Source organism: Kerstersia gyiorum (genome assembly GCF_048595715.1).
Lineage (GTDB): Bacteria > Pseudomonadota > Gammaproteobacteria > Burkholderiales > Burkholderiaceae_B > Kerstersia > Kerstersia gyiorum.
Genome location: NZ_CP169556.1, coordinates 42,894 through 59,150 on the forward strand (window position 1 = coordinate 42,894; position 16,257 = coordinate 59,150).

Here is a 16,257-nt window from a genome sequence, read left to right on the forward strand (position 1 = left end):
CATGGAACAACGCTTTGCGCGCGGGCTGGTGCTGGGGGCGCTGGCCCTGCTGGGTGGCTGCATGGTCGGCCCGCGCTATGAAACCCCGGAACAGCCGCCGATCGCGCTGGCCAGTGCGCAGGCGGCCGGTTTTACTGCGCCTGATGCCGTTTTGCCGGCTCGCTGGTGGACCATGTTTGACGATCCTGTCCTGGAGCAGTGGATAGATGCCGCACTGGCACGCAACCACGACATCCGGCAGGCCCAGGCTTCGTGGTATGCCGCCCGGGCGGTGTTTGATGAACGCCGCCTGGATCGGACGCCGGGTATCACTGCCAGCGCTGGCTATGAGCGCGGCATTCAGCAGCAAATGGGTGCTGATGGCGAGCCGGCACGCATGTTGTCGGAATCCTGGCGAGCAGGTTTCGACATGCAATGGGAAATCGACCTGTTCGGCCGGCTGGAGCGCCTGCAGCAGGCTGCGTTGGCGCGCGCCGATGCCGCCCAGGCGGAACTGACGCTGATGCGCCTGAGCATTGCGGCGGAGGTGGCTCGTACTTATTTCGAAGCGCAAGGGTTGCAGCGCCAGATAGCCGTGACTGAGCAGGAAATTGCCAACTGGGACGAAACCGTGCGCCTGACCGACGCCATGGTGCGCGCTGGCAGCGGCCTGCCCGAAGACCTGGAAAACGCCAAGAGCCAGAAGTTGCGCAGCGTGGCAGCGCTGGCGCCATTGGACACGGCCTTGCAGCAGGCTCATTTCCGGTTGGATGTCCTGGCGGGAGAACGGCCGGGACAAGGCCTGGGCGTACCGGGTGAACGGACGGCGGGCATCTGGGTCAGGCAGTTGCCGCTGGGCGACGTGGATACGTTGATCCGGCGTCGTCCGGATGTGGTGCGGGCGGAACGCCAGCTGGCAGCCAGTGTCGAGGATGTCGGAGCGGCCACGGCCGAGCTTTACCCGCGCCTGGACCTGGGCGGCTTCATCGGTTTCTTTGCCTTGCGGGATGGTGACCTGGGCAGCGCGTCGCGGGCGTTTCAGCTGGCGCCGGGCTTGAGCTGGCCGGCCTTGCGCCTGGGCAATGCGCGGGCGCGGCTGCGGGGTGCAGAAGCCCTTTCCGAAGGCGCGCAGGCACGCTACGAACAGGCCGTGTTGCAAGCCCAGGAAGAAGTCGAAAATGCCGTGACACGCTTGTCTGACAACCAGCGCAGGATGGCGGCCTTGCTGCAATCGGCGCGGCATGCCGAAGCGGCGTTCGATATCGCGGACAAGCGCTATCGCGCTGGTGCTGGCGCCTACCTGGCAGTGCTGGAGAACCAGCGTGCGCTGTTCCAGGCCAGGCAGGCAATCGCCGAGGCTGAAACCGCTTCCTTTGTGGATGTGGTGGCGGTCTACAAGGCGCTGGGCTGGGGGGCAGGAGACGTGCTGTAGGCGATTGCCGGCCGGGTGCAAACGCCAGGCGTCTGGCGTCAGTCCTCTTTCTTTGCTCTTGCGGGCCCTGGGCTGGCACGCCGCCGCCTGGCGGCCGTGGCTGGCTTGGCGGGCGCGCCGTCTGCCGGTTTTTGGCCTGGTTTATTGCCCCGTTCTGGGCTTGGCTCAGGGTCTGGTCCGTGGGCTTGCCCCTGCCCTTTGTCTTGCCCCGTCGCCAGGCCGGCCGGCTGCGCCAGCAGGCCCCACAGATAATCCAGCAGTTCTGTGTCGCTGGGCATGGCGGCACCGGTTACGGCCAACGCATCGGACGTTTCCACATCGCTGTGCAGGAAATACTGCACCAAGCCCCCCATGGTCACCAGCAGCAGTCCGGGCGGCACGTCGTCGCGCAGGACGCCGGCTGCTTGCGCCGCCTGCACCACCGGCACGAACAGCTGGTTCAATTGTTGCGAGCGCGATTTGCGCTCTTGCCGGGGAGCGCCCAGCACACGCCAGAGCTGGAAACGCAGGGATTGCGGATGGGCGCGCCAATAACGCATGTAGGCCGCCAGCATCTGTCGCATGCTTGCGCCGGTGTCTTGTTGCGGGTGCGCCAGCGCGGCCTGCAGGGCCTCGATGAATTCATCGGATATGCGCTGGCCCACCAGGTTCCACAGGCTTTCCTTGTCCTTGAAATGGTGGTGGATCAGCGCGGCGGAAACCCCGGCCTCGGCGGCGATCTCGCGGGTGGTGGCGCCATCGAAACCGTGCTTGGCGAAAACGGTCAATGCGGCGGCCACAATGCGGTCACGGGCATCGACAGTGGTATAGACCTTGCGGAGTTCGGGCATAGGGATCATTCCTGCGGAAAGCATGGCCGGTGCCATTGCCGCCAGGGCAAGCCGCCCGGCCGGATGGCCGCAGCAGGCCGGCTGCGCTGCGCCAGAGGGCGGCCGGCATGGGTTCGGGGCTGTGTTGCCCAAGCTGCTAATCATAGTGGAGGAAACGTCATTGTCACAGCGCGGCATTGACGTTCTGACTATTCAGTTGATAGACTGATCAAATGATCAGCGTCGCTTGCGGTGCTGCATCGCCTCGGCGCTCGCCGGGTTCTCCTCGCATCCCTTCATTTCCTCCACAGGCAACATGACATCCCAACAACACCCGGCGCGGGCGGATACGCCATCGCAGCGGCAGGTTTCGCGCGCCCTGCTCAGCATTTACCTGGCGCTTTTCGCTGCCGCCACCGGCATGTCCTGCGTATTCGCCATCCTGCCTGCGGCCGGGCGCGGGCTGGGCCTGAGCGAAACGCAACTGGGCTGGGTGGTGGCGCCGGCTGCGCTGGCGTTCGTACTGTTCGGGCCGGTCTGGGGCAAGCTGGGGCAATACCTCTCAGCCAAGGCCATCTGCACCGGTTCGCTGCTGACCATGGTGGTCTTCAACCTGTTGTTCGGCTACACCATGTCCTGGCGCGGCGAAGGCATCATCTCGTTGTCCGCCTGCTTTGCCATGCTCGTCTTCAGCCGCTTGATGCTGTCGCCGTTCTCGGCTGCGTTGCTGCCCACTGCCCAGGCCTATATCGCCCGCGTTACCGAAGGGGCGGCGCGTTCGCGGGCGCTGGCGGGCATGGGGGCCAGCTTCGCACTGGGCCTGGTGGCTTCGCCTGGCCTGGCGGCGGTGGCCACCAGTGCCGGCCTGCTGATGCCTTTCTATGTCGTGGCTGTGTTGCTGCTGGTTGCGGCAGGCGCCTGCTGGCTATTCCTGCCGTCGGCCGCAGAAATGGCCAGGCATGGCGCGGACCATCCGCATGCGGCCAGCCATGCCGCGCAGCACGCGCGCACTGCCTGGGCCGATATCTGGCAGCCGCTGGCGGTATTGGTCCTGCTTTACGTCATCTACGGCATCCTGATGCAGGTCACCGGCTTCAGGATGCAGGATCAATTTCACCTGCAGGCCACGCAGGCGACGCAATATGCCGGCACCGCCCTGATGGCGACGGCCGCCACACTGGTCGGTGCGCAAATGGCACTCTCGAAAATCTCCATCCCCGACCCCCGCGTCCAGCGCCGCCTGGTGCTCGTCGGTGGCCTGCTGGGCGCGTGCGGGCTAGGCCTGTTGATCACTGATGCCGGCTTTGCGCTGCAACTGGTCGGCATGGGCCTCTTCGGGCTCAGCCTGGGCACCTTCCTGCCCTTCCTGCTCAGCCTGCTGACGCACCGGGCCCAGCACGCCGGAGACCAGGCCCGCGTCGGCGGCCTGAGCGGTGCTGCGCAGGGCCTGGGCATGATGATAGGCCCGCTGCTGGGCGCATCCAGCTACCGCATGAGTATGCACACGCCCTACTGGATCGCGACGGCAGCCATCGTCCTGGCCAGCGTGATCTATGCGCAGACTAGCCGGGTGCGGGGGTGATGGGGATTGTGGCGGTGTTTGGCTGAGGGGACAGCCGTAGCGGGTACAGCCGGCCTGTGCGGGCCGGGTAGGCCGAGGGCCTGCGGGAACGACGAGCGTGCCGCCGCGCTGTTCCTGTCACTGTGAGTCTGGCTCACTTCCCGATGCAGAAGGTTTTATTGAATCATATCTTTTTGATTTTAAATGATCTTATAGTGGGTCTTTGGCTTGCTTGGACCTATTCTTGGACACAAAGCTGATACGTGTCTCTTAATGGATGTGCATGGCGCTTCTGGGACGATCCGTGCTCTGCCCGCGTGGATAAAGCGCGTGGGCAGGCGACTGCCGATCTTGCCATCAACGCCCATTAACTGCTGTTGGGCTATTTTCCTACCTTGTGTCGCAGAACGCCAAGAATGCTTCGACCTGCCCCAGCCCAAACAATACGGGTAGCGCGCAGTTCGGATTGTTTGCGGCGGCAGCGGTAATGCTGGGGTGAGATGGCGGCTCCTTTGGCCATGTGGCCGATACCGACAGGAGCCTTGCCATGTCACATCAACCTTCAGACATCATCACCCCGAAAGCCTTGTTGCTGGATGAGCGACTGACGCCGCTGGAGCGCAATGCCTGGCTGACTTTCCGTGCTCTGGCCAGCAGCGACGGCACCGTGGTCCTCAGCTACGACGCGCTACGCAAATACCTGCCCAGCGCACCGGGCAGCAAGCAGGCGGCCCTTGAAACCGTGTCCAGGGCTGTGCTGTGCCTGCGGCTGTCCACATGGATTGCCCTGGTCGAATACCGCCGCAACCCCATGACTGGCTTCTCCATGGCCAGCCGTTATGCCGTGCGCAATCAACCGCTGACCTTCGTCGAAGCATGCCTGGAAGACGACGATTACCTGCCGTTGCTCGAACGGGCACTCAGCCATAACAGTGCGACGATTCGCCAGTTGGCTCAGTCCATCCTCGACGAGGCCATGCGTCAGCCTGATGCGCTGGAGAGCTTGCCCGCTGCAGCGAGGGAACGAATCGAACAACTGCGGGGCAATAACGATGACCATGATCCAGGTGGCCCAAGTGGGGCAACGCCACCCGATGGTCGCGGTCCCATCACGAACAGGTCTGTCGACGCCATGGACGGCATTCCGAAGTCCGCACCGGCATCCACTGCAACAGTACGTACTGTAGAAAAAGAAGTATTAAAAGAAGTACATACGTACTTGCCACAGTTCGAAGTGCAAGTATCCGGGTCAGCTTTGCCAATCCGATTCCAGAACCTGCCGCAGGATCAGCAGCAAATCCTTATGGCGCGTCTCAGGGGCTTGGCGTTGGAGCAACGCCAGGCTGTGCTGGCGGAATGGGACGCGCGCTGCGCCTCGGGTGGTGTGCATAACGCCATTGCCTACCTGTACGGCCTGATCAAGAAGGCGGTGAACGGGATGTTCAAGCTGTGGGCAGCGCGCAAACCTGCTCCGCAGCAAGGGGCTGCAAAAGCAGCCAGCGGATCGCAGCTCTCGCCGCCTGTTGCCTCTGCATCTCCTGATGTTGTCCCAGCCGTCAAACCGGCTTCTCGGGAGGTGGTGGAGCAGTCCTTGGCGCAGATTCGGCAAATCCTGCAGACGCCCGCAAAATCGGTTGGACAGATCATTGAGGGCATGGCGGGCAGTGGTGTGTTGCCTACTCGGCTCAAGAGGGCGCACGTTGCAGGAATGCCTGGATCGCTTGGCGTAACGTAAGGTATGACCTTACACTGTAGGCTTGGTTAAACCGTGTTGTCGCTAGTCTCTATCACGGGGAGGTACCACGCCGTGCCCATGCACAATCCACCGCATCCCGGCGAGTCCCTGCGCGAGGATGTATTGCCCGCTATTGGCCTGAGCATCACCGCCCTGGCCGAGCACCTGGGTTACTCCCGTGGCCAGCTCTCCACTGTGCTGAATGGCCGGGCGGCTATCAGCGCTGATCTGGCCTATCGGCTGGAACTGGCGGGCTTGGGCAGTGCGAGCCAGTATCTGAAGGAGCAGATCGCCTACGACCTGTGGCAGGCTCGGCAGCGGCCACATCCGCCGATCAAGCGTCTGCGGGCACAGTGAAAGCAGTGCAGGAATTGCGCCAGCCCTTGGTAACAGAGGCTTGCTGCAGCGCCTGCCTCTGGCTATGGGGCCGTCACTGCCCGCCGCAGTGACGGCCCGGCGAACTGCAGCAACAATACGGGTTGGCGCGGTACCGCATTGATTGCGGCGCACATGATGATGCCCCGGCACACTGGCCTTGCAATGATCTGCCGGTGGGTATGAACACCGGAACCTTGGCGCGGGGCCGTAAGCGCCACATGGAGTATCGCCATGCTTTCCATGCCGTTCCCATACGGTTGCCTCGATAGCGCAGGTTCCTGCAAGCGCTGATCCGGTTTGCCGGAAGGAACCATCCCAGGCACACCCCAGGCTTGTTCGGTGTGCCGCCCTACCCATGGGCAGAGCCTTTCTCATCTTCGGCGTGGTTCATCCCGCCAATCCTTGTCGTCCAGTGCCAGTTGGCGCTTTGCCATACACGGCGTGCATTGCCGGTCGCCACGACCTGGCACGACATGCCTGCGCCCTTTTCCATCACTCCACAGGAGGTATTCATCCCAGCACATCGCGTCGTCGTCCCTTGCAACTCCTCCGCCTGGTCTTCCTACAGGAAGCGCGGCGGATGCCTCATTCGAGGCCACAGGTGAACTGAGCGCCTGGCCCTTGCCCCTATGGGGATCTCGTCTTGGCGAGTTGGCACAAACACTGATCCTTGTATCTCAGCCCCAATAACCGACAACCGATGGAGGGACGCTCCGATGGACGACCTGACCTATACCCTGCGACAACTCTGCCTGCGCAACCGCGACGGCAGCCACGCCACCCAGGCCGACCGGCAGCGCTCGCTGAGCCTAGCCGCTTGCCAATTGCGCGAGGCAGGCTTCCGCCAAATGCGTGCTACCTCGTTGAAGGGCAAGCATGTCGAAGCCCTGCTGCAACGCTGGCAAGCCGAAGGCCTGTCGACCGGCACGCTGAAGAACCGTATGGCGCATCTGCGCTGGTGGGCCGAGAAGGTTGGCAAGGCAGGTATCTTGCCGGCAGACAACACCAAGCTGGGCATTCCCGAGCGGCGCTATGTGACTAATGAAAGCAAGGCCAAGGAACTGGGTGATAGGTTGGACAGGGTCACTGATCCTCATGTCCGCATGAGTCTGCGTTTGCAGGCTGCCTTTGGTTTGCGGCGGGAAGAGTCCATCAAGTTCCAACCCCGCTATGCCGACCGTGGCGACCATATCGCCATCAAGGGATCATGGGCAAAAGGCGGGCGCGATCGGACGGTGCCAATCACGACGCCGGAACAGCGTGCGGTGCTGGATGAGGCTCATCGCCTGGCAGGCCAGGGATCATTGATTCCATCGCACAAGACTTACATCCAGCAGCGGCATGTCTACGACGGGCAGTGCAAAGCGGCAGGGCTGAGCAACATGCACGGGCTGAGGCATCGGTATGCGCAGATGCGGTATGAGGTGTTGACGGGATGGAAGGCGCAGGCGGCGGGTGGCCCTGGTAAAGCTCAGCTTAGTATTAGCCAGAGAATAAGTAATCAGCATGCCCAACAGCAGATAAGTCGAGAGCTTGGGCATGAGCGTATGGCAATAACATCGATTTATCTAGGGTCTTGAAAAGATTCAGCCTATGAAACCCTTGCTATCAGTTGTTATTGAAACGGAATTTATACTCCGTAATATTTTGAAATAGTAGCCTATCCATCTCCTACGTCGTAGGCCTCATGATTCTTGCGTCCATAGTCCGTCTTCGTCGTGCCGCCTGGCTTCATGCTCATAGGACTTCGCAAGACTCTCGATCATCGCCGCAAGATTTGGCTTCGAATCTTGCCAATAACTGGAGAATCGCCTGAACTCCTCGGCCACTTGTCGTTCTTGCGTTCCGCCATCGTAAGGCATGCGGCTGGTGACGCCTCTGGAGTTATGAACACCAGTACAAAAACCTCGTCGGATGTCTTCGCAATCATCCTGATCCAATAGCTCAGCAATAACGGGGTTTGGCCAATACTCCAAATCCTTATTAATCGGCCAGTCTGAAAGCCAGCCACCTATCGCCAAATCAGTTACAGCTTCGCGATCCTGCTCTTTTGCTAATTCCCTGGTTCTGTTAATCCATGAAAAAAACTGCTCTCTATTTATCCCACCATCCGGGTTTGCACCCGGAATGCCGCGCCCATTGAGAATCAGGGAACCGGCTGTTTGTGCCGCTGCATGCAAATGTTCCGGCAGCGGCTCACCTTGCGTATTGTGGGGCTTGTAGACGAGGCAAATGAGCTCCATAAAGGCTTCCGGTTTACTCAAGAGTTCTGCCATCAAATGAGGTGTTCCGTACTCGTCATGCTCAAGTACCGGGTAGTATGAAAACTCCAGGCTGACCATTTCCACAGGGCTGCATCCAGCCTTGTCCAACGCTTTGAATACACGAGAAATATGCCACGAGCCTGGAAGGCCCACATTTTCTTCCTGGCCGGCAGCGATGCCTCTTAACATTTGAACCAACAGTTCATTGGGTAGTTCAGACGCACGATCACCCATGGCATTCATGGCTGTTCGTGGTCGGCCAGCAGCCAACAGTTTTTCCATGCAGAAGAGCAGATGATCGTTGCTCGACTGAATATAAGATGGCCGAACATACAACCAGAAATGATCAATAACTTCCCGCGACTGCTCTTCGACAAGCTCCCATAAAGCCATATTCTGCGGGCCATTCATCATAAAGCCCGCCACTTTGTCGAAAGTGACCGGGTTTTGTTCAAATTGTTGCAGGCAGGCTTTCAGAAACGCGGTGAACTCCGCTGGAGGTATTGCATGCAGTACACCACAGGTTAACGGGTCAAGTTGTGTGGAGTCTGGCAGGTTGCCATACCATCGGCACAACCATGGCACCAAATTCTCTCGACCAAATGGGCTTTCAACCAACTCCCAACCAACAAGCTGTGGATCTTCACAGCATTTAGCCAGCCTCTCAATGCCTGACCAACCCAATGCTTGATATATTTCCCGGATAGTTGAGGCGCGCAATGATTTTCTGACGCTATCGGTCTCCTTATAATCTTCCTCGCGCCCATCAGGAAGTTCTATCCAGCCATTGGAAAAAATCCAGACGTGCCGGGTAACCAAATCATCAGCGGCCAGGGCGTCAAACAAGGGTCTTAATGCATCTGCTGAATATCGATCATGCTTGCTGCCATCTTGATTAAAGGAGTTTTCCCAGCTTAAAAACTTTCGGACGGCATGACGAATGACTTCTCGTTCTTCATCGGGTAAGGATTTTGCTTCACTTACCAACTCAATGAGCTTGTCCCGAAAATCGGTATCCAGGTCATTGATCTTGGGTATCAGATGAGCAATACGCTGTGCATTTCCTTGAGCCTTCACTATCACCAACGCGGCAATCGGCAGGATGAACTGTCGAATTTCACCATAGGTAACGACCTCACCCGCTCCGGCATCGTCATCGCGCCAGCGTGGCTTTGCATTCGGTGACGCCATATCACTCTGCCCTGGCAGCAAAGCTAGCAAAAGCATCCATGCCGTTTCAGGATACCGATCCAGGAGATTTCTGATCGCACGCAAACGAAGTTCAACCGATGCGGCGGTTTGCGGATACCAAGACCGAAAGAGAGAAACCAGCGAATTAAAGGGCTTGTTGCCCCAATTCCCCTTTACGTCTACAGAGGATAGTTCAGCAAGAATATTTGCAACCAGCTCAAGCCGTGCGGCATACCACGCCAGCAATTCCAACGCCCAAAGCAGATTGGCATGCCAGCAGCGCCCCATCATGTCTGATGCTTGGGTTTCAGTCATCAAACGGGTAACAGGCTTATCCGGCTTTCGCAAGCTGCCTTGTACAGCACTGAGAAACTCATCGGGAGCGGCCTCGGCAAATGATTGAAGAAAAGAAGAAACAGAGAGCCAGCGTTCCTCATTGGCGTTGCCCAGTAATTGAGAAACAAAATGCCGCACATGATTGCCAATAACAGCATTGCAGCGGCTATCGGCAAAGTAACCCAGTTTGGTCATGGATTCTGCAATGGCGTCCAGCACAACGCCGGATTGCTCACGAACCTTGCCATAGACCGACGCCATCCAGCGCTTGTTTTCTTCCAGTTCCAACACTGGATCCGGCTGTTCAAAGATGGCACAGGCAACCTGAAAGAATCTTTTTAGGATAGCGTCTGTCAGCCTGGGTGCCATCAGATGCAATAACTCCAACGGAGCCTTGGCCTTCCAGAGAGTGCCGATCTTTACAACGGGAGTGTCATCCAGCGTAGCCAGCCGCAATAGCTCGTTTTCAATGTCCTCATAGGGCTTGTTGGCAATCTTCGCTACGCAAGCCTTGTCTCCTTCAGACGCACTATTCCAGGCCCCCACCAGCGTCAGTATCAATAGGCTGGTGGTATCGGCATCCTCAACCCAATAAGGTTTTCTGATGGCGGGGTTTTGGGCATGCCATCGGCGAAAAACGGTCCAGGACCGTCCCAAGGTACGGACGTATCGGGCTGCATCGGAAGCTGCGATACCCAGCTCACAAAGAGACTTCTCAAATTCATCAGGCTTGGGTCGGCGAAGCTCCATCACTTTTTGCCTGGCCGCCTGCTCACCCGTCCCCATCAGGTTGAATGCCTGATCGCCAATTGCCATGGGCACAATCAAACTCATTCCATCGCGTGGTGAGCGGTGATTGCCCAGTCGGTTATCAGTGATAATCACCAGCTCAATGCCAGGGTTGGCATCTACAAACGGCCAGCCCTCCTCGGCAGTAAGGCAAGCGGCACGAGCAGAATCACCCGTTTCCATCAGCAAGGCACAGATAAAGGCGACAGCCTCCGCCTGGCTATCCGCTTGAACCGCGACTATGGGTTCACGTTTGTCAATGGCTGTTTTCAGCTCGCTCTTGGTGGATTCCCGCCCCTTGAACAAGGCTGAAGCGGTAAGCGCCGGGCTGGACTGATTGCTCCAATGATTCCAGTAATTTTCCACAGCCTCGATACCGTGACCTGCGATACCCAGCTGCATTCCCAGCCATAAGCTGGTTGGTGCTGACGTTTCCAACCAGGCTTCCAGATCATCCGCATCCCAGACCTTTACATCGGCCCAGATGTTGCGATTTCTGGCTTCCTGCTGCCATGTACTTTTTCCCGGCCAGCGACGAGGCGTTACAAACACAAAGGTGGCTTGTGCTGCCTCTGCTGCGGAAATCTGCCCTATACGTTTCTCGAAATCACTGTCGGCTTTGGTTTTTGGACTTTTTGACGCCCCCATTTCCCAGTAGCTGATGCCCTCAGGAACCCAGGGATTACCTTGTACTGTATCAATAAGTCCATCCCAACCAGGGGTATTGACCGAATCGCCCCCTGCCATGGTTAATGCAGTAATCCGTGCAGTTGCCGAAACCAGCCTTCTTACCAAAACAGGCAGCATTCCCTGTGCTTCGCGCTTGTCTGCCCATTGCACCAAATGTGTTGCCGTGACTTGCATGGTGAAAAGCCCTCGCTCAAATAGTCAATGACTTTTGTTGCACGGTTCTTGGTGGCAATCCTCGTGGGACGAAATTTTCCTTGCGTAGCCAATCAAGCCAACGGCCAAGTTCGGCTGGGGTGAAGCGTGCTTTGCGTTCGTGCCAGTTTTCGCGAACCTCGGCGATGATCTGTGCATCCGTGGGGTGAACGCCATCGATCAGAAAATCGTTCCATACCGCGAAAAGTGTGGCGATGATCTCGACGTGTTCGGTGGTCTTGTCTGCCAGCACGTAGATCAGGCGGTCGAATTCGGCCTTCTGCCCGGATAACATCAGTGATTCAGCTTTGGCCGCAGGCTCTGACAAGCTCGGCAGGCAGCGGTATTCCTTCTTGGTGTTGCCGTTTGCCAGCGCCTTGTCATTGACCTCAAACCAGCCGTTGCCTTGGCCTTGGTTCTCGAATTCACGAATCCATGGATCGTAAGGTCCAGCAGCCTCACGCCAAGGCTTCAACGCCAATTCCAGACCCACATGCGCTTGCGCCAGGTACAGCACCTTGGCGGCAGCGGTCCGGCCGAAGTATTGGGCGTTGGCAAGTTTGCTGATTGCATAGCAGCCGATGCTCGCGCGGTAGGTGGCGATGTCAATAACTTGGGCTGTTGAACGTGATGATCGCTGAGCGTGTTCAACTGCGCCACCTTGCGATTGCGCATGAATCAGAGCATTAAGCAATTCTGTCTGCTTGCAGGTAGCGGCGTCGATTTGTTGATCCAAGGAATCGCACAGAGCCATCAGCTCGTCGATTTTGGCGACGATGCGGTGTTGTTCTTCAAGAGGAGGTATGGCGAGCAAGAATTTGGCAATTTTTTTTAAGACCAAATTTTTGTTGCCAACACCTTCTGTCCCGTCTTCAGACTGTTTTTTTACTAAAGGTGATTTGATGAGCCATGTTAGATATTCACCAGAAACCAAATCCTTGGGAAACTTAATAAGAGCGACACTTACGAATATGCTGAACTCACGATCAACATCTATTAAAACTGGAATGCCAGTGGTCCCAACCTTCGTGAGAAGAAGATCACCTTTCTGTGGATAGCAGCGCTTAATTAAATCTTGATGCTGATTTTTAGAAATAAATCTAGTGCTCGAAAAGTCTAACGAGCCGGAACTCATGTCTTTAACAGATAGAAAAGGCACCCCTTCCTCTACGTAAGTAGGGGTATGATGAGCACCGTCGGTAATCTGGAAGGAAATATCTCCAAACCTCACCCACTCCCACCCCTGTGGCAATGCATAAGGCTTTTCTTCTTCCGTCACCGGCGGCAAGGGCTTGGGTTTCTTGATCTTTCCTTCCTTCACCAGCCGCTGTTTCTCGGCTTCAATTTCTTTCAGTAACTCGCTGGCAGGTTGGTCGTTCGGGTCTTGCGGGACGAGTTTGCCCATCACCGCCAGTTGCAGGATGGCCTTGCGCAGTTCGGCGACGTTTTCCTTGACGGTGTAGAGCTCGCCGAAGTGTTCGGCGAGGAAGGCCTGGGCACGTTGGTGCTGAGCCGGTTCGGCGATGTTCAGCAGTTGCTTGATGGCGGCCGCATGAACGGTCAAGCGCGCTCCTTGCTGTGCGTTACGCAGTTTTTCCAGTTCATCGCAACGCGCCATCAGTTCGTCGATTTTGGCGACGATGCGATACTGTTCGCGAAGAGGAGGCAAAGGTAATTCCAATTCCGAAAATAAAGGCGTCGGAACACGCTTTTGGCCCGCTGAACCTGTCATTCTCGCCGCTGTCGCAGAAATGAACTTTGGGTTCTTCAAGAAAAATAGAAGGTAACGCGGGTCGACTGCACCAAAGGCGTTGCGAAATATATGAAGCTCAGTTGTGCCAGCACCGATCCCACTGGGAAGATTCGAAAATACACAAGACTTCGCATTCTCAAAGCATGGAGTAATTTTGGCCATCCCGACATCGCCATCTGCGAAGTGCGTATAGCCTTTTTTTATCTCGCCCCAAGGACGTTCCTCAAAGGCATGAAATTCAGAGTAACCCTCCTGTATAAGCGGCATGGGCACAAATCCCGCCGACATATCATCATCAGCACTGTTGCGAGGATTGATAAGGCCGATATTTCCCAATCTGACCCACTCCCACCCCTTTGGCAATGCATAAGGCCTTTCTTCTTCGGTTACCGACGGCAGGGGCTTAAGCTTTTTGATCTTGCCTTCCTCCACCAGCCGCTGTTTCTCGGCTTCGATTTCTTTCAGCAGTTCGCTAGCAGGCTGGTCGTTCGGATCTTGCGGCACCAGCTTGCCCTGCATGGCCAGCGTCAAGATTAGTTCGCGCAGTTTCTTGATGCCATCGGGTGCGGAAAAGGCGGTATCGAAGTGCTTTTCCAACAGTTCGGCGGTGTTTTTATTCATGCTCACCTCCCAGTTCGTGCTCGATCTGTTCGATGCTGGGCAGGCTGGTTTGTAGTTCTTCAGGCAGGGATTCGATCAATTGGTATTCCGCCACGCCGATGGGTTGGGTCTTGTCGCGCAATGCGTATTCGGCCACCACGGTGTTTTTGCTCTTGCACAGCAATAGGCCGATGGTGGGGTTGTCTTGTTCGGCCTTCACCTGCATATCGACGGCAGTGAGGTAGAAGCTCAACTGGCCGAGGTGTTCGGGTTTGAACTTCTCGGCTTTCAGTTCAATGACCACATAGCAGCGCAGCTTGAGGTGGTAGAACAGCAGGTCGATGTAGAAGTCGTCACCGCCCACCTCCAAATGAACCTGGCGACCGACGAAGGCAAAGCCCGCACCCAATTCCAACAGGAACTGGGTGATGTGCCTGACCAGCGCTGACTCGATTTCCCGCTCGTTGGCTTCCTGACCGACATCCAGGAAGTCGAACAGGTAAGGATCCTTGAGGGCTTGCCGGGCCAGGTCGGTTCCCGGCGCGGGGAGACGGTCGGCGAAGTTGGTGATCGCCTGGCCTTCCCGCTCCAGCAAGCGGGATTCGATATGGATTTCCAGTGTGGCGCGAGACCAGCCGTGTTCCACGGCGCGCTGAGCATAGGCCAGACGTTGTTCTGGTTGCTTCAGCTTGGCCAGCAGCACCAGGTTGTGGCCCCAGGGCAATTGTCCAACAGCCTGTTGGACAATTGCCGCATCCGGCCAGGCGTCGGCGAAGGAGCGCATGTACATCAGGTTGGCGCGGGAAAAGCCCCTCATCTCGGGAAAGGCGGTCCTGAGATCGTGCGCCAGCCGCTCGATGACCTTGGCCCCCCAGCCTTGCTCGGCCTGCCGCTGCAGGATGTCACGGCCGATCTGCCAGTAGAGCTGTACCAGCTCGCGGTTGATGGCCAGCGCGGCCCGCTGCTGAGCACTGTGGATACGGTTCTTCAGCTCGCCCAACCAGTTGGCGTAGCCTTCCGAAACCGGGACAAGGGACACGGGCTTGTCGCTCATTCCGCCTCCCCGCTGGTGGCCCTGAGCGCGGCCAGCAGTTCGGTTTTCAGCGCTTGCTGGGCGGCCTGCAACTGGCGGGTGATGTCCTGGTATTCGGACATCAGTTCGTCCGGATCACCGAGCTCGACAGCCACCTCATGCGGATTCTTGCAGTCCAGGTTGTAGTTACGAGCAGCCAGATCCTTGGCAGAGACCTTCCAGGCATGCTCAGTGGTCTTGCGCCCCTTACGCTGCGAGCCGCCCCACCAGGTTTTCTCAAGATCGAATTCCTCAATGGTCAACGGCTTGGAGCGTGAGTAGCTCTTGTAGCCTGCCGGGTAGGGATGCTCGAAGAACCATACGTCCTTTGTGGGGCCGCCCTTCTCGAAGAACAGGATGTTGGTGGCGATGCTGGTGTAGGGGGCGAACACGCCTTTGGGCAGGCGCACGATAGTGTGCAGGTTGAAATCTTCCAGCAGTTCGCGCTTGAGCGTGGTTTTCACCCCCTCGCCGAACAGGAAGCCATCCGGCAGCACCACGGCGGCGCGGCCCGTGTCGTGCTTAAGTAGGTGCATGATCAACGCCATGAACAGGTCGGCGGTTTCGCGGGTCTGGTGCTTGGCGAGGAAGTTCTTCTCAATACCATCTTCTTCCATACCACCGAAGGGTGGATTGGTGATGATGATGTCGACCCGGTCGCGTGGGCCATAGTCCTTGAAGGGGCGGGAAAGCGTGTTGTCGTGGCGGATACGGGTAGGCACGTCGATGCCGTGCAGCATCATGTTGGTCATGGCCAGCATGTGCGGCAGGGGCTTCTTCTCGACACCATGGATGTTCTCTTGCAGCAGCCGGTTGTCATCTGGCGTCTTGACCTGCTTCTTGAGGTGCTCGATGGCGCAGGTCAGAAAGCCGCCTGTGCCGCAGGCCGGGTCGAGGATGCTTTCGCCGAGTTTCGGGTCGAGGATATCGACCATGAACTGCGTCACCGCACGCGGGGTGTAGTACTCGCCCGCGTTGCCGGCCGACTGCAGGTCGGCGAGGACTTTCTCGTAGATGTCGTTGAACAGGTGCCGGTCGCTGGACGAGTTGAAATCCACGTCTTCTTCGATGGTGTTGATCACCTGGCGCAGCAGCGTGCCGGACTTCATGTAGTTGTAGGCATCCTCGAACACCGAGCCGATCACCCGGCCTTGCGCGGACACGCCCGCCTTGGTGGCAAGTTGTTTCAAGGCAGGAAAGAGGTCGTTGTTGACGAAGTCGATCAGCTCTTCGCCGGTCATGCCTTCCGCATCCTTGGCCCAGTTGCTCCAGCGAAAGCGGCTTTGCAGCGGCGAACGGTAGCTGGACTGGGTCAGTTCCCACTCCTGTTCTTTATCGTCGAAGATCTTCAGGAACAACAGCCAGCAGATCTGGCTGATGCGCTGGGCATCGCCATCGACGCCGACATCCTTGCGCATGATGTCCTGAATGGTTTTGATAAGAGTTGCAAGTGACATGAATACTTCCTGAGTCTAG

10 protein-coding genes are annotated in these 16,257 nt (G+C 57.9%); 5 read left to right on the top strand and 5 right to left on the bottom strand.

Going from position 1 to position 16,257, the window contains the following annotated elements:
* Position 1 precedes the first annotated feature (1 nt).
* Positions 2-1,411, top strand: a complete 1,410-nt coding sequence (locus tag ACEW7X_RS00165) for an efflux transporter outer membrane subunit (protein WP_257740205.1) — start codon at positions 2-4, stop codon at positions 1,409-1,411.
* Positions 1,412-1,449: 38 nt separating this feature from the next.
* Here ACEW7X_RS00165 and ACEW7X_RS00170 read toward each other — a convergent pair whose 3' ends face one another.
* Complete coding sequence (locus ACEW7X_RS00170) at positions 1,450-2,241, bottom strand: TetR/AcrR family transcriptional regulator (protein ID WP_420177464.1); 792 nt, start codon at positions 2,239-2,241, stop codon at positions 1,450-1,452.
* A 295-nt stretch (positions 2,242-2,536) separates the two neighbouring features.
* Here ACEW7X_RS00170 and ACEW7X_RS00175 point away from each other — a divergent pair, with 295 nt between their 5' ends.
* From ACEW7X_RS00175 to ACEW7X_RS00190, 4 genes are all read left to right on the top strand, one after another.
* Positions 2,537-3,802, top strand: a complete 1,266-nt coding sequence (locus tag ACEW7X_RS00175; protein WP_420177465.1) for an MFS transporter — start codon at positions 2,537-2,539, stop codon at positions 3,800-3,802.
* Between the two features lie 526 nt (positions 3,803-4,328).
* The gene (locus tag ACEW7X_RS00180) at positions 4,329-5,516 is read left to right on the top strand and encodes an STY4528 family pathogenicity island replication protein (protein ID WP_420177466.1); all 1,188 of its coding nucleotides are present in this window, start codon (positions 4,329-4,331) and stop codon (positions 5,514-5,516) included.
* A 78-nt stretch (positions 5,517-5,594) separates the two neighbouring features.
* Positions 5,595-5,873, top strand: coding sequence for a HigA family addiction module antitoxin (locus ACEW7X_RS00185; RefSeq protein ID WP_420177467.1), 279 nt, complete (start codon positions 5,595-5,597; stop codon positions 5,871-5,873).
* A gap of 737 nt (positions 5,874-6,610) precedes the next feature.
* Complete coding sequence (locus tag ACEW7X_RS00190) at positions 6,611-7,474, top strand: phage integrase N-terminal domain-containing protein (RefSeq protein ID WP_420177468.1); 864 nt, start codon at positions 6,611-6,613, stop codon at positions 7,472-7,474.
* Positions 7,475-7,579: 105 nt separating this feature from the next.
* On the opposite strand, the gene ACEW7X_RS00195 is transcribed toward ACEW7X_RS00190, so the two are convergent.
* From ACEW7X_RS00195 to ACEW7X_RS00210, 4 genes are read right to left on the bottom strand one after another with little or no spacing between them, the layout of a single operon-like run.
* Entirely contained in the window at positions 7,580-11,338 is a 3,759-nt protein-coding gene (locus ACEW7X_RS00195; protein ID WP_420177469.1) for a hypothetical protein, read from the bottom strand.
* Between the two features lie 16 nt (positions 11,339-11,354).
* Positions 11,355-13,730: a restriction endonuclease subunit S gene (locus ACEW7X_RS00200; RefSeq protein WP_420177470.1), complete on the bottom strand. Its 2,376-nt coding sequence runs from the start codon at positions 13,728-13,730 to the stop codon at positions 11,355-11,357.
* Positions 13,723-14,763 (bottom strand): PDDEXK nuclease domain-containing protein, encoded by a 1,041-nt coding sequence (locus tag ACEW7X_RS00205; RefSeq protein ID WP_420177471.1) that lies wholly within the window; start codon positions 14,761-14,763, stop codon positions 13,723-13,725. Before ACEW7X_RS00205 ends, ACEW7X_RS00200 begins: the two co-directional genes overlap by 8 nt.
* The gene (locus tag ACEW7X_RS00210) at positions 14,760-16,238 is read right to left on the bottom strand and encodes a type I restriction-modification system subunit M (RefSeq protein ID WP_420177472.1); all 1,479 of its coding nucleotides are present in this window, start codon (positions 16,236-16,238) and stop codon (positions 14,760-14,762) included. The genes ACEW7X_RS00205 and ACEW7X_RS00210 overlap by 4 nt, the downstream gene beginning before the upstream one ends.
* Positions 16,239-16,257 lie beyond the last annotated feature (19 nt).